Here is a 19,780-nt window from a genome sequence, read left to right on the forward strand (position 1 = left end):
ATTTTGTTTCGTTAAACCATTTTACTGAACCAGTTGTTGTATTAGACATAATAGATATCCTAGAAATTAATAAAAGTGTGCCCAAAATAAGGCGATAGAGCATGAAGAAAACAAATATTTAACTGAGGATAGCGCGAAGGATTATTACTAATAACAACGTGGTACGTACAATAAACAGGTCTTTCTTTCAAACTAATGTTAAATAGTGGACTAATTAAGCCCACTATTTAGAAATTTAGATACAAACAATATTTTCTGCTTGTGGGCCTTTTTGGCCTTGTGTCACTTTAAATTCAACACGTTGACCTTCGGCCAATGTTTTAAAGCCGTCACTGACGATTGCACTAAAGTGAGCAAAAACATCAGGACCAGATTCTTGTTCGATAAAACCAAAACCTTTTGTTTCGTTAAACCATTTTACTGAACCAGTTGTTGTATTAGACATAATAGATATCCTAGAAATTAATAAAAGTGTGCCCAAAATAAGGCGATTGAGTGTGAAGAAAACAGATATTTAACTGAGGATAACGCGAAGGATTATTACTAATAACAACGTGGTACGTACAAATAAACAGGGCTTTCTATTGACCCGATGAAAAAATATTAACACAGTAAGTAATTACATAGCAAGTTATATTTAAAGCTTTAGAGGGCAAAGCACTCAGTCGTAATATATTAAAGAGAAAATAGAACTATTAAGCTTCGTACATAACGTGCAATTTATTACCATCTAAATCTCGGCAGTAGGCACCGTAATAATCTGGACGATAACGATACCCTGGTGCGCCTTCATCCACGCCGCCAAGCGCTAACGCCATTTGGTGAAAAGCCTCAACCTGATCGTTACTCGACGCTTGAAAGGTAACTTGCACGCCATTGCCGTACGACGCAGCTTGTTGATTAAACGGCGTTAATACCCAAAAGCAACTTAAGCCACCTATCACGCCGTAACCTATCTCTCCCTCTACCGCCATCGTCTGAACCATATTAATGGTGCCTAATACAGCGTCATAAAAAGCACCCGCTTTTGCGAGATCATTCGTTCCGAGCGTAACACCTAACAGCATTGCGTAGTCCTCTATGAGTTGCGCTATGAAAAAAGAAAGCCCCTTATAAAGGGGCTTTCAAATTAACTCTACACGTTATGAATTCAGATATCAGAACGGGATATCATCATCGAAGTCATCAAAGTTTGGCGCTTGCTGAGGTTTTGGCTCAGGCGCTGGTGCACGCTGAGGAGCCGGCTGCTGTGGCGCACGTTGCTGTGGCGCTGCTTGAGCAGGCGCTTGCTGTGGCGCATTACCCCAGCTACCAAAAGATTGAGGCTGAGCTTGCGGAGCCGCTTGTTGTGGTGCTTGCTGAGCGGGCGCTTGGTTGTAGCCACCTTGTGGTTGATTAAAACCTTGCTGTGGCGCTTGTTGTGCCGGTGCTTGGTTATAACCACCTTGTTGTGGTGCGTTGTTGCCGTAGCCACCTTGAGCAGATGAATCATAGCCGCCTTGCTGGCCGCCATTATTGTTATCGCCACGACCGTCAAGTAACTGCATTTCGTTCGCAACAATCTCAGTGGTGTAACGCTTAATGCCGTCTTTTTCCCACTCACGTGTACGCAAAGAACCTTCTACGTAGACTTTTGAGCCTTTCTTGATGAAGTCACCTGCAATTTGACCCAAACGGAAATTACCGCGGTCCATAAAAGCCACTCGGTGCCACTCGGTACGTTCTTGCATTTGTCCGGTTTGCTTATCACGCCAGCTTTCTGATGTTGCTAGGTTAACGTTTGCAACCGCTGCACCCGATGGCATAAAACGCACTTCGGCATCATTGCCTGCGTTACCGATTAGGATAACTTTGTTAATTCCACGTGCCATGACGCTCTCCAACTAAATAATTCATTGTCATCTTTAAAGATTCACTTGCGGCGCAAGGCGCTGCAATGTCTCTTTATCGAGTATTTTTTTGTCTACTTTAAGATAAGCGGTACGCTCATCTATAAAAATCTGCATGTCTTCCACCCCTTCCACATGGGAGAGCTGGTCTGCGAACGCAGTTATCGCTGCGTCATCGCCTTCTGGCAGGCTAAACGCCACGCTGCTCAGTTGTCGTATTGTAGGCTGGAATAAGCAGACTATCGACCACAAAAGCAATGCCAAACCAACGACGAGGAATAAACTGTTGCTGGAGAAGTGCTGTAATAGCCAGCCACCACCAATACCACCAATGAAGGAACCTAAAAATTGATGAGTAGAGAAAACCCCCATGGCCGTGCCGCGATAACCAACAGGTGCTAACTTACTAATCAGAGAAGGTAAGGTTGCTTCTAAGGTATTGAAGCCAACAAAATAAGCCCATAGCAATAGCCCAAAAGCCCATAAGTATGGTGCCCATTGTAGCAACAAAGCACTAAAACCTAGTAATGCAACGACGCCAAAAACGACTTCTTTCATTTTGCCTTTGGCTTCTGCAATAATCACCAATGGTACCATACCCACAAAAGCAAAACCCATAATCGCTAGATACAACCAGCTATGGTGCGCCAATGGCAAACCGAATCGAGTGATTAATAAATGCGGCACAGTCACAAACAAGGCTGTCAGGCTGGCGTGTAGCAAGAGCACGCTAATATTCAAAAAGCGTAACTTGCTGTCTTTGATAACTTTTCCTAGAGCGACCGCGCTTGGTGTCGTATCTCGTCGGAAGGTATGCTGTACCACATTTGGCACCATAAAGAGCACCAAAGCGATGCCTAAAAAAGAAAAGCCAAACGATAAATAGAAAAGCCCAGACAAGCCAATCAGGTCAAATATCCAAGGACCTAATACCAGTGACAGCATAAAGGAAGCGCCAATACTAATGCCGACGGTCGCCATTGCTTTGGTTCGATTTTGCTCTCGCGTCACATCACTCAGAAGCGCCATTAAGGTACTAGCAATCGCCCCAGCGCCCTGTACGGCTCGACCAATAATCAATACGCTAATATCGGTGGCGTTGGCACAAATCAAACTGCCTAAAGCAAACAGTAATAGACCAATGACAATCACACGTTTACGGCCAATACGATCGGACCACATGCCCATCGGAATCTGTAGACACGCTTGAGTAAAACCGTAAATGCCAATTGCAGTACCGATTAAGGCTGCATCGGATCCGGTTAAGCCATCCGCGGCAACACTAATCACTGGCATAATAAGAAAAAGGCCTAGCATTCTAAACAAGTAGACTGATGCTAAGGCGAGAACAGAACGACGTTCGAGTACATCCATAAGGAGATTACAACCACTCAACTTAGGGTTTAAAAAAGAAAGATGCCTATTTTACTTAAAATACCGTTGAAGCTCTATTTCAAGTACTGTAAAAATAGACAGTTATTCTACCGACAACGATGTAAAACTTCTGTTGCTAAAACACTATTTGGAGACACATGGATACCATCACCATACGCGGAGCTCGCACCCACAATTTAAAAAATGTGGACTTAGACATCCCCAGAGACAAACTCGTGGTGATCACAGGTTTATCAGGTTCGGGAAAGTCATCACTTGCTTTCGACACCTTATATGCAGAGGGTCAACGACGCTATGTAGAATCCCTCTCTACGTACGCTCGTCAATTCTTATCCATGATGGAAAAGCCAGATATAGACCATATTGAAGGGCTTTCTCCCGCGATCTCCATAGAACAGAAATCCACGTCACATAACCCACGCTCAACGGTGGGTACGATCACAGAAATCTATGACTACCTACGTCTACTGTTTGCGCGAGCTGGCCAACCACGCTGTCCTGATCATGGCGAGCCTCTTGAGGCGCAGACCATATCACAAATGGTGGATAAGATAATCTCCCTCCCTGAGGAAACTAAAATGATGTTGCTTGCACCGATCGTGAAAGATCGTAAAGGCGAGCACCTTCATATTCTTAGTGACTTGTTATCTAAGGGATTTATTCGCGCACGTATTGACGGAATTGTGGTCGATTTAGACGATGCACCCACTTTAGAAAAAAATAAGAAACACACTATTGAGGTGGTTATTGACCGTTTTAAGGTTCGTAACGACCTACAACTTCGCTTGGCAGAGTCCTTTGAAACCTGTCTTGCGCTCTCTGACGGCATTGCCAAAGTCATCAATATGGACGACGACAAAGACGTTCATATTTTCTCCAGTAAATTTGCTTGCCCTGTTTGTGGATACAGTTTAACGGAATTGGAACCTCGTCTATTTTCTTTTAACAACCCAAATGGCGCCTGCCAGACTTGTGATGGTTTAGGCACGCACCAACTGTTCGATCCTGACCGAATCATCCAAGACGATACATTGACGCTGGCTGAAGGCGCTATTCGAGGTTGGGGACGACGTAGTATTTTCTACTATCAACAACTGACCGCTCTCGCGAAACATTATGGGTTTGATGTCGAGGCGAAATTTAAAGACATCCCGGTCGAGTTCCAAAACAAGATTCTAAAAGGGTCAGGAAAAGACAAGATAGACTTTGTCTACATCAATGAACGCGGCGACAAGATGATACGCTCACATGCGTTTGAGGGCGTTTTGCCTAACCTTCAACGCCGCTACCATGAAACAGAGTCTGATAGCGTCAGAGAAGATCTTTCCCAATACATCAGCACTCAATCTTGTCCAGAGTGTCATGGTTCGCGACTTAACCGCTCAGCAAGAAATGTCTTTATTAATGAGCAAACCTTGCCAGAGGTAGTGACCTACCCGATTGCAGAATGTCTTAGCTACTTTGAAGCGCTTGACCTACCCGGTGCCCGTGGCGAAATCGCTTCCAAAATTTTGAAAGAGATTCGTGACCGACTTACCTTCTTAGTCAATGTTGGCTTAGATTATTTAACCCTAGACCGCAAAGCAGATTCACTCTCTGGTGGAGAGGCTCAGCGTATCCGTCTCGCCAGCCAGATTGGCGCAGGCCTAGTTGGCGTTATGTATATTCTTGATGAACCCTCTATAGGACTTCACCAACGTGATAATGAGCGTTTGATTGAAACTTTAACGCGCTTACGGGACCTCGGTAATACCGTTATTGTTGTGGAGCACGATGAAGATGCCATTCGAGTCGCTGACTTTGTGGTTGATATCGGCCCTGGCGCAGGTATTCACGGCGGCGAAGTCATTGTCAGTGGCACTCCGCAAGACGTAATGGATTGTAAGGAATCTATTACTGGGCAATTTTTGACGGGCAAACGCAAGATTGAGATTCCTGAAATAAGAAACAAAGCAAAAGATGGCCACTCGCTGAACCTGATTGGCGCAACAGGAAACAACTTGAACAGCGTAGACCTCAAGATTCCTGTTGGCATCATGACTTGCGTTACCGGCGTCTCTGGCTCAGGAAAATCGACCTTAATAAATGGCACTCTGTATCCGTTGGCCTCAACGGCCTTAAATGGAGCCACCACACTCAAAGCAGCACCTCATGAGCGCATTGAAGGATTAGATCTATTCGATAAGTGCGTAGACATAAACCAAAGCCCAATTGGCAGAACGCCACGCTCTAACCCAGCAACCTATACGGGTATATTTACCCCAATGCGAGAGCTGTTCGCCGCCACTCAGGAAGCGCGTTCTCGTGGTTATAAGCCAGGCCGGTTTAGTTTTAATGTTAAAGGCGGACGCTGTGAAGCTTGCCAAGGTGACGGGGTTATTAAGGTCGAAATGCACTTTTTACCGGATGTCTATGTGCCTTGTGATGTTTGTAAAGGTAAGCGCTATAACCGCGAAACATTAGAAATACACTATAAAGGCAAAAATATTCATCAGTGTTTAGACATGACCATTGAAGACGCCAGAGACTTCTTTGATGCTGTGCCATCCATTGCCCGTAAGCTGCAAACCTTGATCGATGTAGGCTTGGGTTATATCAAACTGGGTCAAGCGGCAACGACGCTGTCTGGCGGTGAAGCACAACGAGTGAAGCTAGCCAAAGAGTTGTCTAAGCGCGATACTGGGCAGACACTGTATATCCTTGATGAGCCGACGACTGGCTTACATTTTGCGGATATTGAGCAACTTCTAAAGGTACTGCATCGCTTACGAGACCACGGCAATACCGTTGTCGTCATTGAACATAACCTAGACGTGATAAAAACCGCTGATTGGGTTGTTGACCTTGGTCCAGAAGGTGGCAGTGGTGGAGGCTATATTATCGCTGAAGGGACGCCGGAAGAGGTGGCTGAATCCAGCAACTCGCATACCGGTCGCTTCTTAAAAGGGATGTTGGCTTAATACTAAATGGCATGGGGTGCGCTAACTGGCGCCCTATTTCATAAAAAGCGGCTAAGCCGCTTTTTTTTGAGACAAATTTTAGGCACAAAAAAAGCCGAGCTTATTAGCTCGGCTTTTTTGTTACAAACTGATGTTACTCAGCTGCTTCCGCAACTGGTCTGTCGACCAATTCAACGTAAGCCATAGGTGCGTTATCACCTGCACGGAAGCCACATTTTAAAATGCGAACATAACCGCCAGGACGAGCTTGGTAACGAGGACCAAGTTCTGAGAACAATTTACCTACTGCATCTTTGCTACGAGTACGAGCAAAGGCAAGGCGACGATTCGCAACGGAATCTTCTTTCGCCAATGTGATCAAAGGCTCTGCAACACGGCGAAGTTCTTTGGCTTTCGGCAACGTAGTTTTAATAACTTCGTGTTCGAACAAAGAAGCAGCCATATTCTTGAACATCGCTTTGCGATGAGAGCTAGTACGGTTTAAGTGACGTCCACTCTTACGATGACGCATTTTACATTCCTTACCAAACTACGGTGGTCAGGGAACAATGACCTAGCGAGCTAGAACTTTGCTATCGTCTTTCAAACTAGCTGGTGGCCAGTTTTCTAGACGCATTCCCAAAGACAAACCACGCTGTGCTAAAACATCTTTGATTTCAGTTAACGACTTTTTACCTAGGTTAGGCGTCTTAAGAAGCTCAACCTCAGTACGTTGAATCAAATCACCGATGTAATAAATGTTCTCTGCTTTCAAACAGTTAGCACTGCGAACGGTCAACTCAAGATCATCAACCGGGCGTAGCAAAATTGGATCAATCTCATCCTCTTCTTCAACTACAGGCGCTTCACTCTCACTTTCAAGAGCAACAAAGACTGCGATCTGTTGTTGTAGAATAGTCGCTGCGCGACGGATAGCTTCTTCAGGGTCGATAGTACCGTTTGACTCGATATCTAAAACTAGCTTATCAAGGTCAGTACGTTGCTCTACACGAGCATTATCAACACTGTAGGCTACACGGCGAACAGGGCTGAATGAGGCATCCAGTTGCAAGCGACCGATAGGACGAGTCTCATCATCGCTAGCAACACGAGCGTCAGCAGGCTCATAACCACGACCACGAGCCACTTTGATCTGCATAGAAAGTTCAGCAGTATCGTCCAAGTGTGCAATTACATGGTCAGGGTTAGCGATCTCTGCATCAGCAACTAACTGGATATCACCAGCCGTTACGATACCAGGACCTTTTTTACTTAGAGTAAGAGTTGCTTCATCTTGCCCGTGTAGAGCGATCGCAACTCCTTTCAGGTTAAGAAGAATTTCAATGACATCTTCTTTAACCCCTTCAATTGCGCTGTATTCATGCAATACACCGTCGATTTCAACTTCAACAATTGCACAACCAGGCATTGAAGACAGTAGAATTCGGCGCAACGCATTACCTAAAGTGTGACCAAAACCACGTTCTAGTGGTTGAAGCGTCACTTTAGCTCGCGTTTTACCCAATTCCTGAACTTCAATGTTGCGTGGGGTTAACAATTCGCTCACTGAACGCTGCATAGATCCACCTATTTCTTAATCCTAATCACCGACTTACTTAGAGTAAAGTTCGACAATTAGGTTCTCATTAATTTCAGCTGATAAATCGGCACGTTCTGGAGCAGCTTTATAAGTTGCTTCCAGTTTAGTTGTATCAACTTCGATCCAATGGATCGACGTACGATTTTTAGATAGCTCTAGTGCGCTTTGAATACGCAATTGCTTCTTAGCTTTTTCACGGATAGACACAACATCACCAGCTTTAACTTGGTAAGATGGAATGTTAACCGTTGCGCCGTTTACTAGAATGCCTTTATGGCCTACTAGTTGGCGAGCTTCCGCACGTGTAGAACCAAAACCTGCGCGGTATACAACGTTATCTAAACGAGATTCTAAAAGTTGCAGAAGGTTTTCACCAGTAGCACCCTTTAGACGAGCAGCAGATTTGTAGTAGTTACGGAATTGTTTTTCAAGAACACCGTACATACGACGTACTTTTTGTTTCTCACGTAATTGTAAGCCGTAATCAGAAAGACGTCCGCGACGTGCGCCATGCACACCAGGAACAGTTTCTGCTTTACATTTCGACTCAAGAGCGCGTGAACCGCTCTTCAATTGCAAGTCGGTACCTTCACGACGAGACAACTTACAAGTTGGACCTATATAACGAGCCATGTATCTGTCTCCTCAGTTAAACGCGACGTTTCTTAGGTGGACGGCAACCGTTGTGCGGGATTGGCGTCACATCTGTGATGTTATTAATACGCAAGCCCAATGCATTCAATGCACGAACTGCGGACTCACGACCAGGACCAGGGCCCTTGATCATTACGTCGACGTTTTTAAGGCCAAATTCTTGTGCGACAGTACCGGCACGTTCCGCTGCTACTTGAGCTGCGAATGGTGTACTTTTACGAGATCCGCGAAAACCAGAACCACCTGCCGTAGCCCAAGACAAAGCATTGCCCTGGCGGTCGGTGATAGTCACGATCGTATTGTTGAATGAAGCGTGTACATGAGCAACACCATCAACAACCGTCTTTTTGACTTTTTTCTTGGTATTGCGCGTAGCTGGCTTAGCCATATTGCACTTTCCTATTTAATGCTCAGCTCTAGTGGACTTAGCAACTAGAGCGAAACGCGTTTATATTACTTACGAATAGGCTTACGAGGGCCTTTACGTGTACGAGCGTTCGTTTTGGTACGTTGACCACGAACAGGTAGACTGCGGCGATGGCGAATACCACGATTACAGCCAAGATCCATCAAGCGTTTGATAGACATGCTGACTTCACGGCGTAGATCACCTTCTACAGTATACTTAGCAACTTCGCCACGAAGTTCATCAAGGATATCATCACTCAAAGAACCAATTTTCGTAGTTTCTGCAACACCTGACGCGGCGCAAATTGCGCGCGAACGTGTGCGACCAATTCCGAAGATGTAAGTCAGAGAAATGACCGCATGTTTATTGTCAGGAATATTGACACCGGCTATACGAGCCATTCAATTCACTCCGTTGTTATGGACGATATCTAAATCATCACTTTACTTTCATGAGGGCGGCTGATTATGCCTATCTTTAGGCGAAAAATCAACCACCCTACCCTATCATCGAACGAACTTGCAATTAACCTTGACGCTGTTTGTGTCGAGGCTCAGTGCAAATCACTCGAACTGCACCGTTACGACGAACGATTTTACAGTTACGACAGATTTTCTTTACAGATGCACGTACTTTCATGTTCAACTCCAACCTATGCTAACGCATTAGGCCATTTGGACCATAACCAGTCAGATTAGATTTCTTCATTAACGACTCGTATTGATGACTCATTAAGTGACTTTGCACTTGCGACATAAAGTCCATGACAACCACCACTACGATCAACATAGAGGTACCGCCAAAGTAGAATGGAACATTCCACGCAACAACAAAGAACTGAGGCATCAGCGACACTAAAGTGATGTATAAAGCACCAAATAGAGTCAAACGAGTCATTACACCATCAATATATCGAGCTGTATGATCGCCTGGACGAATACCCGGCAAAAAAGCACCGGATTTTTTTAAGTTATCTGCCACATCTTTAGGGTTGAACACCAGCGCTGTATAGAAGAAGCAAAAGAAAACAATTGCGATTGCAAACAACAGCACATATAGAGGTTGTCCAGGAGCTAGAGCCAAAGAGATATTTTGCAACCATTCCATACCTTGTCCTTGACCAAACCATTGGCCAATAGACGCTGGAAACAGAAGGATACTAGAAGCGAAGATTGGTGGGATAACACCCGCCATATTCACTTTAAGAGGCAAATGACTCTTTTGTGCGGCAAACACCTTATTACCTTGCTGACGCTTCGCGTAATTGACTGTAATTCTACGTTGACCACGTTCGATGAAAACAACGAGCGCGATTGTCGCAACAGCTAATACACCAATAACCAACAGAGCAAGAATATTTATATCGCCTTGACGAGCCGATTCAAATGAACGACCTAGAGCAGATGGCAAACCAGCAACGATACCGGAGAAGATGATAATGGAAATACCATTACCAATTCCTTTTTCAGTCACTTGCTCACCTAGCCACATCAAGAACACCGTACCAGCAACGAGAGTCACAACGGCGACGCCGTAGAACTCAATACCATTACTGAACGAAATGCCCTGACTCGCTAAGCCGACTGCCATAGAGGCAGACTGAACAAGCGCTAACAGTACAGTGCCGTAGCGAGTGTATTGAGTAATCTTACGACGACCCGCCTCACCCTCTTTCTTCAACTGTTCTAGCTGCGGACTCACAACCGTTAATAACTGCATAATAATAGAGGCAGAAATATAGGGCAGAATCCCAAGCGCAAAAATACTCATACGCTCGAGTGCGCCCCCTGAGAATACGTTAAATAAACTCAGAATTGTGCCTTCATTTTGATTAAACAGGGCAGACAATCTATCTGGGTTAATACCCGGAACAGGGATGTGTGCACCAATTCGGTATACAATAATTGCTAAGAATACAAAGCGGATACGCGACCAAAGTTCGCCTAATCCATTTTGTACACCAGCTGGTAGTGAGCCACGCTTTGCCATTTATTCCTCGACTTTTCCGCCGGCAGCTTCAATAGCAGCACGAGCACCTTTAGTCACTTTAAGACCACGAACGGTAACGGCTTTGTCGATAGAACCAGACAAAATTACACGTGCTGTCTTAATTTGATGACCAAGAATGTCGGCGCTTTTAAGAGCAGCCAAATCTACAACTTCAGCATTTACAGCAGCAAGTTCGTTTAAACGAACTTCAGCAACATACTTTGCCTGACGTGAAGTAAAACCAAATTTTGGCAGACGACGCTGCAATGGCATTTGACCGCCTTCAAAACCAGGTTTTACTGAGCCACCAGAGCGAGACTTAAGACCTTTATGGCCACGTCCGCCTGTTTTGCCCAAGCCGCTACCAATACCGCGACCGACACGTTTCGGAGCATGTTTGCTACCTTCGCCAGGACGAAGCGTATTTAAGAACATGTTATTCTCCTACTACTTTAACCATGTAATAAACTTTATTAACCATACCACGTACTGCTGGAGTATCTTCCAGCTCACGTGTTTGGCCAACTTTACGCAAACCCAAGCCTTTAACTGTTTCACGGTGCTTTGGAAGACGACCGATCGGGCTACGGGTTAGTTGAACTGTGATGGTATTATTCGCCATAACACATTACCCCAAAATTTGATCGACTGACTTACCGCGTTTAGCCGCGATTTGCTCAGGTGCTTTCATATCTTGCAAACCTTTGATCGTAGCGCGAACTACGTTTACTGGGTTTGTAGATCCGTAACATTTTGCCAATACGTTGTGTACGCCTGCAATTTCAAGAACTGCACGCATAGCACCACCGGCAATGATACCAGTACCTTGAGAAGCTGGTTGCATGTAAACTTTAGAAGCTCCATGAACTGCTTTAACTGGATACTGTAAAGTATCACCGTCAAGTTTAACTGAAACCATGTTGCGACGAGCTTGTTCCATCGCTTTTTGGATAGCTTGAGGGACTTCACGCGCTTTACCGCGACCGAAGCCAACCTTACCATTTCCATCACCAACGACTGTCAAAGCAGTGAAAGAGAAGATACGACCACCCTTCACAACTTTAGCAACGCGGTTTACTTGAACTAGCTTCTCTTGGAGGTCGCTAGTTTGTTGATCATTAACTGCCATTTGCTACCCCTTTAGAACTCTAGACCGGCTTCACGTGCTGCGTCAGCAAGAGCTTGAACGCGGCCATGGTATTTGAAGCCAGAACGGTCAAAAGCGACCGAAGTGACACCTGCTTCTTTAGCGCGTGTAGCAATCAAAGTACCGACTTGTTGAGCCGCTGCTTTGTTGCCAGTCGCTGTAGCACGTAGAGTTTCTTCCAGAGTAGAAGCACTAGCTAGTACTTTGCTACCGCAAGGAGAAATCACTTGAGCATACATATGACGTGGCGTGCGATGTACAGTAAGACGATTCGCACCTAGCTCACGAATATGTAGGCGCGCACGGCGTGCACGACGAATTCGAGATTGTTTCTTAGTGTTCATGAATGCTTACCTACTTCTTCTTAGCTTCTTTACGACGAACATTTTCGTCAGCATAGCGAACACCTTTGCCTTTATATGGCTCTGGTGGACGGAAACCGCGAACTTCTGCAGCGACTTGACCAACGGCTTGCTTATCAATGCCTCTGATCACGACTTCTGTCTGTGAAGCACATTCAGCTGTAATGCCTTCAGGTAGTTCATAATCTACTGGGTGTGAAAAACCCAAAGATAGGTTAAGTACTTTGCCTTTAAGCGCAGCACGGTAACCAACACCTTGAAGAAGCAATCTTTTCTCAAAACCTTGGCTAACACCAACAACCATGTTGTTAACCAAAGCGCGAGTAGTACCAGCTAAGGCACGGCTTTGTTTTGCACCATCGCGGGCAGCGAAAGTGATAACATTTTCTTCTTTAGACACAATAACGCTTGTGTGAACAGTAAACTCTAATGAACCTTTGCCGCCTTTTACAACAACATTTTGGCCATTTAGGGTTAAATCTACACCACTAGGAAGCGTCACGGGACTATTAGCAACTCGAGACATACTAACTCCTAGAATACAGTGCAGATTACTTCGCCACCAATACCAGCAGCGCGAGCTGCTCGGTCTGTCATCACACCTTTAGAGGTAGAGATGATCGCAACACCAAGGCCAGCTTCTACTTTAGGTAAAGCAGATGTGCCTTTGTATTGACGCAAGCTTGGGCGAGATGCGCGTTTAATTTGTTCAATAACCGGCTTACCTTCGTAGTATTTCAACTCGATAGTAAGGGTCGGTTTAATCGCTTCGTCTACAGAAAAGTCACCTACGTAACCTTCTTCGCGTAGAACTGCAGCGACAGATGCCTTCATTTTTGATGAAGGCATGCTCACAGAGGTCTTTGCAGCCATCTGTGCATTACGAATACGTGTGAACATATCCGCAAGGGTATCTTGCATACTCATTAAAGAGCTCCTAATTAAAAACCATTGTGCAGCAAATAGAGCTCGCGCATAGTACACAGCAGCGGGGAGAATGTCCAGTATTTAGACACCCCACCCACTGCCATGTATTATGATAGCGCTCTACTTGCTTACCAACTAGCTTTCTTCAAGCCTGGTACATCACCGCGCATCGCTGCTTCACGCAATTTGATTCGAGACAAACCAAATTTACGATAAACACCATGTGGGCGACCCGTTATTTGACAACGGTTACGCTGGCGAGAAGAAGATGAATCGCGTGGAAGCGCTTGTAATTTAAGCGTTGCTTCCCACTTTTCATCGTCCGATGCATTAACGTCGCTAATGATCGCTTTTAGAGCAGCACGCTTTTCAGCGAACTTAGCTACTAATTTAGTACGTTTTGCTTCGCGCTGAATCATTGAGATCTTTGCCATGATTCCTACCTCTTATTTCTTGAAAGGGAAACTAAAGGCGGCTAGCAAAGCACGACCTTCTTCGTCGGTACGAGCAGTCGTTGTAATGGTGATGTCCATACCACGTACACGATCCACTTTATCGTAATCGATTTCAGGGAAGATGATCTGCTCTTTAACACCCATGCTATAGTTACCACGACCGTCGAAAGACTTAGGATTAAGTCCACGGAAGTCACGGATACGTGGAATAGCAACATCAACCAAACGGTCAAAGAAATCCCACATACGCTCACCACGTAGCGTTACTTTACAACCGATCGGGTAACCGTCACGGATTTTAAAGCCTGCTACTGATTTACGCGCCTTAGTCACTACAACTTTCTGGCCGCTAAGTGCTTCTAGATCGTTTACCGCATGCTCAAGAAGTTTCTTGTCTGCGATAGCTTCACCAACACCCATGTTCAATGTGATTTTAGTGATTTTCGGCACTTCCATCACATTCTTGTATTCAAACTCTTCAGTAAGAGCTGATACAACATTATCTTTATAAACTTGCTTAAGTCTCGCCATGGCTATAATTCTCGCTCTTAGGCGTCGATCGCTTCACTGTTTGATTTAAAGATACGTACTTTAGTACCGTCTTCATTCAATTTAAAGCCGACGCGATCCGCTTTGTCAGTAGCCTTGTTGTAGATGGCTACATTAGAAACCTGGATAGGTGCTTCTTTTTCAACGATGCCGCCAGTTGAACCCTTCATAGGGTTTGGTTTTTCGTGTTTCTTGATCATATTGATACCAGAAACAAGAACTCGGCTTTCGTCTACTACCTTAACAACAGTACCGCGTTTGCCTTTATCTTTACCAGCAATCACGATTACTTCGTCGTCACGTTTGATTTTACGCATAATGTCCCCTCTCCCTCTTACAGCACTTCAGGTGCAAGAGAAACAATTTTCATGAATTGCTCAGTTCGCAACTCACGTGTTACAGGGCCAAAGATACGAGTACCAATAGGCTGTCCTGAAGCATTCAATAGAACCGCTGAGTTTACATCAAAACGGATTACAGAACCATCAGGACGACGAACACCTTTCTTAGTTCTAACGACAACTGCGTTAAGAACCTGCCCTTTTTTAACACGACCACGAGGGATCGCTTCTTTCACTGTGACCTTAATAATGTCACCGATAGCAGCATAACGACGGTGTGAGCCACCCAGTACTTTAATACACTGAACACGCTTTGCGCCGCTGTTATCTGCAACATCAAGCATCGATTCTGTTTGAATCATTTCTGCTCTCCAATCAAGTTAGATAACAAGTCTCACGAGGGAAAAAGCAGCTTATAGAGCTGCAGTTTTCTCAATAACTTGAACCAGGTTCCAAGTCTTAGACTTAGAGTAAGGACGTGTTTCTACGACCTTAACCGTATCACCAATCTGGCACTCATTGTTTTCATCGTGAGCGTGTAGTTTAGTTGAACGACGTACGTACTTACCGTACAACGGGTGTTTCTCCGTACGTTCAACTAGTACTGTAATGGTTTTATCCATTTTGTCGCTGACTACTTTACCAGTAGCTGTACGCGCTTTTGTTTCTGCCATCTTAGTTACCTGCCTTATCATTTAGCACGGTTTTAACACGTGCGATATTGCGGCGAACTTGCGGAAGCAAATGAGTTTGCGTCAGCTGACCAGTTGCTTTCTGCATGCGCAATGTAAATTGCTCACGTAGAAGCTCAACCAAGGTCGCTTGTAGCTCTGCTACAGACTTTTCTTGCAGTTCTTTTGCTATCATCTACATCACCGTACGCGTTACGAAAGTTGTGGACAAAGGAAGTTTAGCAGCAGCTAAAGCAAACGCTTCGCGAGCTAGCTGTTCTGAAACGCCCTCAACTTCATAAAGCATCTTACCAGGTTGAATCTGTGCAACCCAGTATTCTACATTACCCTTACCTTTACCCTGACGAACCTCTAGAGGTTTCTGAGTAATCGGCTTATCAGGGAACACACGAATCCAAATCTTACCACCACGTTTGATGTGACGAGTCATTGCACGACGCGCCGCCTCAATTTGACGAGCAGTAATACGACCACGTTCAGTGGACTTTAATCCGAATTCACCAAAGCTAACTTGGTTACCGCGAAGGGCAAGACCGCGGTTACGGCCTTTCATCATCTTGCGGAACTTAGTACGTTTCGGTTGTAACATGACTTACCCCCTACTTAGACTTCTTCTTTTGTGCGCCTTTGTCAGCTCGCACTTGCTCAATACCGCCCAAGATTTCGCCTTTGAAGATCCACACTTTAACACCAATGATGCCGTAAGTTGTGTTTGCTTCATAAGTAGCGTAGTCAATGTCAGCGCGTAGAGTGTGTAGAGGCACGCGGCCTTCACGGTACCACTCAGCACGTGCAATTTCAGCACCGCCTAGACGACCACTTACCTGAACCTTGATACCTTTCGCGCCTGCACGCATAGCGTTCTGTACTGCACGCTTCATCGCACGACGGAACATAACACGACGCTCTAATTGGCTAGCAATATTTTGCGCAACCAATTTCGCATCCATTTCAGGCTTACGAATTTCTTCGATGTTGATGTGAACAGGAACGCCCATCATCTCAGAAACTGCATTACGTAGTTTCTCAACATCTTCGCCTTTCTTACCAATTACAATACCTGGACGGGCAGTGTAAATAGTAATGCGAGCTGTTTGAGCAGGACGCTGAATCTCGATACGAGAAACAGAAGCCTGAACCAATTTTTTCTCCAAGAACTTACGAACCTGAAGATCGTTTAATAACAGCTTAGAATAGTTCTGATTGTTCGCATACCAAGTAGAAGTATGATCTTTAACAATCCCTAAGCGTATTCCAGTTGGATGAACCTTCTGACCCATTGGGTTTCTCCTAATTAGTCAGCGACTTTAACTGTAATATGGCAACCGCGTTTAAGAATACGGTCAGCACGGCCTTTAGCACGTGGCTTAATACGTTTCAGAGTCATAGCCTCATCAACATACGCCGTAGATACACGCAAGTCATCAACATCAGCACCTTCGTTATGCTCAGCATTTGCTACAGCAGACTCTAGTACTTTTTTGACAATTACTGCCGCCTTCTTAGGACTGAACGCTAAGATGTTCAGTGCTTCGCTAACAGATTTGCCGCGGATTTGATCTACAACCAAACGGGCCTTCTGCGCTGAGAGGCGAGCACCTTTTAATGAAGCGCTTACTTCACTCATATTAATACTCCTAATTACCGTTTGGCTTTCTTGTCCGCAGCGTGACCACGATATGTACGGGTCGGAGCGAACTCACCCAATTTATGACCGACCATGTCTTCAGTTACAAGAACTGGAACATGTTGGCGACCATTATGGACAGCGATAGTCAACCCTACAAAATCAGGGAAGATAGTAGAACGGCGTGACCAAGTCTTAATTGGACGGCGTTCATTTTTCTCTACCGCAGCCTCTACCTTTTTCAACAAATGAAGGTCGATAAAAGGACCTTTTTTTAGTGAACGTGGCACAGTCGTTTCCTCTTATTACTTAGTACGGCGACGTACAATAAGTTTATCAGTACGCTTGTTGCTGCGCGTTTTGTAACCTTTAGTAGGCACACCCCATGGTGTAACTGGGTGACGACCACCTTTGCTACGACCTTCACCACCACCATGTGGGTGATCAACTGGGTTCATCGCTGCACCGCGGACGGTAGGACGAACACCACGCCAACGCGTAGCACCAGCTTTACCAAGAACTCGCAAGCTATGCTCAGAGTTTGATACTTCACCTAAAGTAGCGCGACATTCCGTCAAGACTTTACGCATTTCACCAGAACGTAGGCGAAGAGTAACGTAACGACCTTCACGAGCAACTAGCTGAGCAGAAGCACCGGCTGAACGTGCAACTTGTGCACCTTTACCTGGCTTAAGCTCGATACAGTGAACGGTACTACCAACTGGGATATTTTGCAGAGGCAAAGTATTACCCGCTTTGATAGGCGCATCTGCACCACTAAAAACAACATTGCCAGCTACCATACCTTTAGAAGCGATAATGTAACGACGCTCACCATCAGCATATCTAACCAATGCAATATTTGCAGAACGGTTTGGATCATATTCCAAACGCTCAACTACCGCAGAAATTCCGTCTTTGTTACGACGAAAATCAACCATACGGTAATGCTGCTTATGACCACCACCTACGTGACGCGTAGTGATGCGTCCGTTATTGTTACGTCCACCTGATTTGCTCTTTTTAGAAAGCAAAGGTGCATATGGCGCGCCTTTGTGCAAATCGTTGTTGGTAACTTTAACAACGTGACGACGGCCTGCAGACGTTGGCTTACTTTTTACAACAGCCATTGACCTATCTCCCCTTATTCAGCGACCATGAAGTCAATTTCTTGGCCTTCAGCCAAACGTACGTACGCTTTTTTCACGTCACTACGCTTGCCTAGACCACGAACTGTACGCTTAGTTTTACCTTTTTGGTTCAACGTGCGAACAGACTCAACTTTGACTTCAAAAAGCGCTTCGATAGCTTTTTTGATTTCAGGTTTCGTTGCATCACCAGTAACACGAAAAACGTACTGACCGTTTCCTTCAGAAACGATAGTTGCTTTTTCGGAAATGTGTGGACCCAACAGAACTTTATAAATGCGTTCGCCGATCATGCTAGTGTCTCCTCAACTTGTTTCAGAGCACCAACTGTCACCAACACTTTGTCGTAAGCAATCAAGCTAACAGGGTCGATAGACGCTGCATCACGCACATCTACGTTTGGAATGTTGCGAGCTGCTAAAAACAGGTTATCGTCCAATTCATGGGAGATAATCAAAGCATTCTCAACATTCAATTCTGTCATTTTGGCTTTGAAGAGCTTAGTTTTTGGAGCTTCCAATTTAAGCTCTTCAACAACAACAAGGCGGTCTTGACGTACTAATTCAGACCAGATGGTGCGCATTGCTGCACGATACATCTTCTTGTTTACTTTCTGAGAGTGATCTTGTGGTTTCGCAGCGAAGGTAACACCACCAGAGCGCCATAGAGGGCTACGGATAGTACCTGCACGTGCACGACCAGAACCTTTTTGTTTCCAAGGTTTGCGTCCGCCACCGGCCACTTCAGAGCGTGTTTTCTGTGCGCGTGATCCTTGACGAGCGCCAGCCAAGTAAGCCGTAACTACTTGGTGTACTAGTGCTTCGTTGTATTCACGAGCAAAGGCTACTTCAGAAACTTCGATAGTTCCTTCTGCGCCTGTAAGATTCAAGTTCATTGTCTACCCCTCTTAGCGAGCTTTAACAGCTGATTGAAGAATAACATCACCGTTTACAGCGCCAGGTACCGCACCTTTCACAAGGATAAGGTTACGTTCTGTATCAACACGAACTACTTCTAAAGACTGAGTAGTTACTTGTGCTGCGCCCATGTGTCCTGCCATCTTCTTGCCTTTCCAAACACGACCAGGTGTTTGACATTGGCCGATAGAACCAGGTGCACGGTGAGACAATGAGTTACCATGTGTAGCGTCTTGCATACTGAAATTATGACGCTTGATGGCACCTTGAAAACCTTTACCTTTAGATTGACCAGTTACATCAACCATAGAGATAGATTCGAAATCAGCTACAGTCAGCTCATCACCAACATTGATTTCTTTTTCATCACCTGCCAGGCGGAACTCCCACAAACCACGACCTGCTTCAACTGTCGCTTTTGCAAAGTGACCTGCAGCAGCTTTAGTGACGCGGCTCGAACGGCGAGTACCAACAGTAACTTGAACAGCTTGGTAGCCGTCAGTTTCTGTCGTTTTCACCTGAGTAACGCGGTTCGGTTCAACCTCGATGACGGTTACTGGCACGGATACACCATCTTCATTGAAGATACGTGTCATACCGGCTTTGCGTCCGACTAATTGAATAGTCATTTTTTACCTCATTTGCCAGTTGTGTACGGGGCTATCACCCGCTACGGCTGGTCATTCCAGACCATTCCACTAATGTGCATAAGCCGACTGATAACCAGTCGGTTCTCGCAC

General features: G+C 45.3%; 32 protein-coding genes. 1 reads left to right on the plus strand and 31 read right to left on the minus strand.

Features of this window, described 5'->3' with window-relative positions:
• Positions 1–235: 235 nt before the first annotated feature.
• The 4 genes from ACIGBN_RS15915 to ACIGBN_RS15930 form a co-directional block, all read right to left on the minus strand.
• The gene (locus ACIGBN_RS15915; RefSeq protein ID WP_115898976.1) at positions 236–445 is read right to left on the minus strand and encodes a cold-shock protein; all 210 of its coding nucleotides are present in this window, start codon (positions 443–445) and stop codon (positions 236–238) included.
• A 250-nt stretch (positions 446–695) separates the two neighbouring features.
• Entirely contained in the window at positions 696–1,067 is a 372-nt protein-coding gene (locus tag ACIGBN_RS15920) for a VOC family protein (protein WP_396666531.1), read from the minus strand.
• A gap of 90 nt (positions 1,068–1,157) precedes the next feature.
• Complete coding sequence (gene ssb, locus ACIGBN_RS15925; RefSeq protein ID WP_133004484.1) at positions 1,158–1,871, minus strand: single-stranded DNA-binding protein; 714 nt, start codon at positions 1,869–1,871, stop codon at positions 1,158–1,160.
• A 33-nt stretch (positions 1,872–1,904) separates the two neighbouring features.
• On the minus strand, positions 1,905–3,263 hold the full coding sequence (locus tag ACIGBN_RS15930) for an MFS transporter (RefSeq protein WP_133004485.1): 1,359 nt from the start codon (positions 3,261–3,263) through the stop codon (positions 1,905–1,907).
• Positions 3,264–3,421: 158 nt separating this feature from the next.
• Between ACIGBN_RS15930 and uvrA the strand changes: the two genes are divergently transcribed.
• Positions 3,422–6,244, plus strand: a complete 2,823-nt coding sequence (uvrA, locus tag ACIGBN_RS15935) for an excinuclease ABC subunit UvrA (RefSeq protein ID WP_133004486.1) — start codon at positions 3,422–3,424, stop codon at positions 6,242–6,244.
• 133 nt (positions 6,245–6,377) lie between these two features.
• On the opposite strand, the gene rplQ is transcribed toward uvrA, so the two are convergent.
• The 27 genes from rplQ to rplC form a co-directional block, all read right to left on the minus strand.
• Positions 6,378–6,755 carry a 50S ribosomal protein L17 gene (gene rplQ / locus ACIGBN_RS15940; RefSeq protein WP_067020081.1) on the minus strand — a complete coding sequence of 126 codons (378 nt, stop codon included), beginning with the start codon at positions 6,753–6,755 and terminating at the stop codon, positions 6,378–6,380.
• A gap of 42 nt (positions 6,756–6,797) precedes the next feature.
• Positions 6,798–7,802 (minus strand): DNA-directed RNA polymerase subunit alpha, encoded by a 1,005-nt coding sequence (locus tag ACIGBN_RS15945; RefSeq protein WP_133004487.1) that lies wholly within the window; start codon positions 7,800–7,802, stop codon positions 6,798–6,800.
• Between the two features lie 33 nt (positions 7,803–7,835).
• Positions 7,836–8,456, minus strand: a complete 621-nt coding sequence (gene rpsD, locus ACIGBN_RS15950) for a 30S ribosomal protein S4 (RefSeq protein ID WP_115898970.1) — start codon at positions 8,454–8,456, stop codon at positions 7,836–7,838.
• A 16-nt stretch (positions 8,457–8,472) separates the two neighbouring features.
• Positions 8,473–8,865, minus strand: a complete 393-nt coding sequence (gene rpsK, locus ACIGBN_RS15955) for a 30S ribosomal protein S11 (protein WP_012071913.1) — start codon at positions 8,863–8,865, stop codon at positions 8,473–8,475.
• 65 nt (positions 8,866–8,930) lie between these two features.
• Positions 8,931–9,287 (minus strand): 30S ribosomal protein S13, encoded by a 357-nt coding sequence (gene rpsM, locus ACIGBN_RS15960; RefSeq protein WP_133004488.1) that lies wholly within the window; start codon positions 9,285–9,287, stop codon positions 8,931–8,933.
• Positions 9,288–9,411: 124 nt separating this feature from the next.
• The gene (rpmJ, locus tag ACIGBN_RS15965; protein WP_133004489.1) at positions 9,412–9,525 is read right to left on the minus strand and encodes a 50S ribosomal protein L36; all 114 of its coding nucleotides are present in this window, start codon (positions 9,523–9,525) and stop codon (positions 9,412–9,414) included.
• 18 nt (positions 9,526–9,543) lie between these two features.
• Entirely contained in the window at positions 9,544–10,875 is a 1,332-nt protein-coding gene (gene secY / locus ACIGBN_RS15970) for a preprotein translocase subunit SecY (RefSeq protein WP_133004490.1), read from the minus strand.
• Positions 10,876–11,310: a 50S ribosomal protein L15 gene (gene rplO, locus ACIGBN_RS15975; RefSeq protein WP_133004491.1), complete on the minus strand. Its 435-nt coding sequence runs from the start codon at positions 11,308–11,310 to the stop codon at positions 10,876–10,878.
• Between the two features lies 1 nt (position 11,311).
• Positions 11,312–11,497 (minus strand): 50S ribosomal protein L30, encoded by a 186-nt coding sequence (gene rpmD, locus ACIGBN_RS15980; RefSeq protein WP_036163144.1) that lies wholly within the window; start codon positions 11,495–11,497, stop codon positions 11,312–11,314.
• 6 nt (positions 11,498–11,503) lie between these two features.
• Positions 11,504–12,004: a 30S ribosomal protein S5 gene (gene rpsE, locus ACIGBN_RS15985; RefSeq protein ID WP_115898966.1), complete on the minus strand. Its 501-nt coding sequence runs from the start codon at positions 12,002–12,004 to the stop codon at positions 11,504–11,506.
• Positions 12,005–12,015: 11 nt separating this feature from the next.
• Entirely contained in the window at positions 12,016–12,366 is a 351-nt protein-coding gene (gene rplR, locus ACIGBN_RS15990) for a 50S ribosomal protein L18 (RefSeq protein ID WP_115898965.1), read from the minus strand.
• Positions 12,367–12,376: 10 nt separating this feature from the next.
• On the minus strand, positions 12,377–12,910 hold the full coding sequence (gene rplF, locus ACIGBN_RS15995) for a 50S ribosomal protein L6 (protein WP_133004492.1): 534 nt from the start codon (positions 12,908–12,910) through the stop codon (positions 12,377–12,379).
• An 8-nt stretch (positions 12,911–12,918) separates the two neighbouring features.
• Positions 12,919–13,311 (minus strand): 30S ribosomal protein S8, encoded by a 393-nt coding sequence (gene rpsH / locus ACIGBN_RS16000; RefSeq protein ID WP_133004493.1) that lies wholly within the window; start codon positions 13,309–13,311, stop codon positions 12,919–12,921.
• Positions 13,312–13,439: 128 nt separating this feature from the next.
• Positions 13,440–13,745, minus strand: a complete 306-nt coding sequence (rpsN, locus tag ACIGBN_RS16005) for a 30S ribosomal protein S14 (protein WP_133004494.1) — start codon at positions 13,743–13,745, stop codon at positions 13,440–13,442.
• A gap of 12 nt (positions 13,746–13,757) precedes the next feature.
• Positions 13,758–14,297: a 50S ribosomal protein L5 gene (gene rplE, locus ACIGBN_RS16010; RefSeq protein WP_133004495.1), complete on the minus strand. Its 540-nt coding sequence runs from the start codon at positions 14,295–14,297 to the stop codon at positions 13,758–13,760.
• Between the two features lie 17 nt (positions 14,298–14,314).
• Positions 14,315–14,632 (minus strand): 50S ribosomal protein L24, encoded by a 318-nt coding sequence (gene rplX, locus ACIGBN_RS16015; RefSeq protein ID WP_115898961.1) that lies wholly within the window; start codon positions 14,630–14,632, stop codon positions 14,315–14,317.
• Positions 14,633–14,649: 17 nt separating this feature from the next.
• Entirely contained in the window at positions 14,650–15,018 is a 369-nt protein-coding gene (gene rplN / locus ACIGBN_RS16020) for a 50S ribosomal protein L14 (protein WP_113875592.1), read from the minus strand.
• A 51-nt stretch (positions 15,019–15,069) separates the two neighbouring features.
• Positions 15,070–15,330 (minus strand): 30S ribosomal protein S17, encoded by a 261-nt coding sequence (gene rpsQ, locus ACIGBN_RS16025; protein ID WP_133004496.1) that lies wholly within the window; start codon positions 15,328–15,330, stop codon positions 15,070–15,072.
• Position 15,331: 1 nt separating this feature from the next.
• Positions 15,332–15,523, minus strand: coding sequence for a 50S ribosomal protein L29 (gene rpmC / locus ACIGBN_RS16030; protein ID WP_115898959.1), 192 nt, complete (start codon positions 15,521–15,523; stop codon positions 15,332–15,334).
• Positions 15,524–15,937 (minus strand): 50S ribosomal protein L16, encoded by a 414-nt coding sequence (gene rplP / locus ACIGBN_RS16035; RefSeq protein WP_133004497.1) that lies wholly within the window; start codon positions 15,935–15,937, stop codon positions 15,524–15,526.
• Positions 15,938–15,947: 10 nt separating this feature from the next.
• Positions 15,948–16,628 carry a 30S ribosomal protein S3 gene (gene rpsC / locus ACIGBN_RS16040; RefSeq protein ID WP_133004498.1) on the minus strand — a complete coding sequence of 227 codons (681 nt, stop codon included), beginning with the start codon at positions 16,626–16,628 and terminating at the stop codon, positions 15,948–15,950.
• Positions 16,629–16,642: 14 nt separating this feature from the next.
• Positions 16,643–16,975: a 50S ribosomal protein L22 gene (rplV, locus tag ACIGBN_RS16045; RefSeq protein ID WP_133004499.1), complete on the minus strand. Its 333-nt coding sequence runs from the start codon at positions 16,973–16,975 to the stop codon at positions 16,643–16,645.
• Between the two features lie 14 nt (positions 16,976–16,989).
• On the minus strand, positions 16,990–17,265 hold the full coding sequence (gene rpsS, locus ACIGBN_RS16050) for a 30S ribosomal protein S19 (protein WP_115898955.1): 276 nt from the start codon (positions 17,263–17,265) through the stop codon (positions 16,990–16,992).
• Positions 17,266–17,280: 15 nt separating this feature from the next.
• A complete protein-coding gene (rplB, locus tag ACIGBN_RS16055) occupies positions 17,281–18,105 on the minus strand; it encodes a 50S ribosomal protein L2 (RefSeq protein WP_133004500.1) in 825 nt (274 codons plus the stop codon).
• Positions 18,106–18,119: 14 nt separating this feature from the next.
• Complete coding sequence (gene rplW / locus ACIGBN_RS16060; protein WP_115898953.1) at positions 18,120–18,416, minus strand: 50S ribosomal protein L23; 297 nt, start codon at positions 18,414–18,416, stop codon at positions 18,120–18,122.
• Complete coding sequence (gene rplD / locus ACIGBN_RS16065) at positions 18,413–19,018, minus strand: 50S ribosomal protein L4 (RefSeq protein ID WP_133004501.1); 606 nt, start codon at positions 19,016–19,018, stop codon at positions 18,413–18,415. Before rplD ends, rplW begins: the two co-directional genes overlap by 4 nt.
• Before the next feature lie 12 nt (positions 19,019–19,030).
• A complete protein-coding gene (gene rplC, locus ACIGBN_RS16070; protein WP_133004502.1) occupies positions 19,031–19,669 on the minus strand; it encodes a 50S ribosomal protein L3 in 639 nt (212 codons plus the stop codon).
• Positions 19,670–19,780: the final 111 nt, after the last annotated feature.

The organism is Marinomonas sp. NPDC078689, assembly GCF_044542435.1.
Taxonomy (GTDB): Bacteria; Pseudomonadota; Gammaproteobacteria; order Pseudomonadales; family Marinomonadaceae; genus Marinomonas; species Marinomonas arenicola.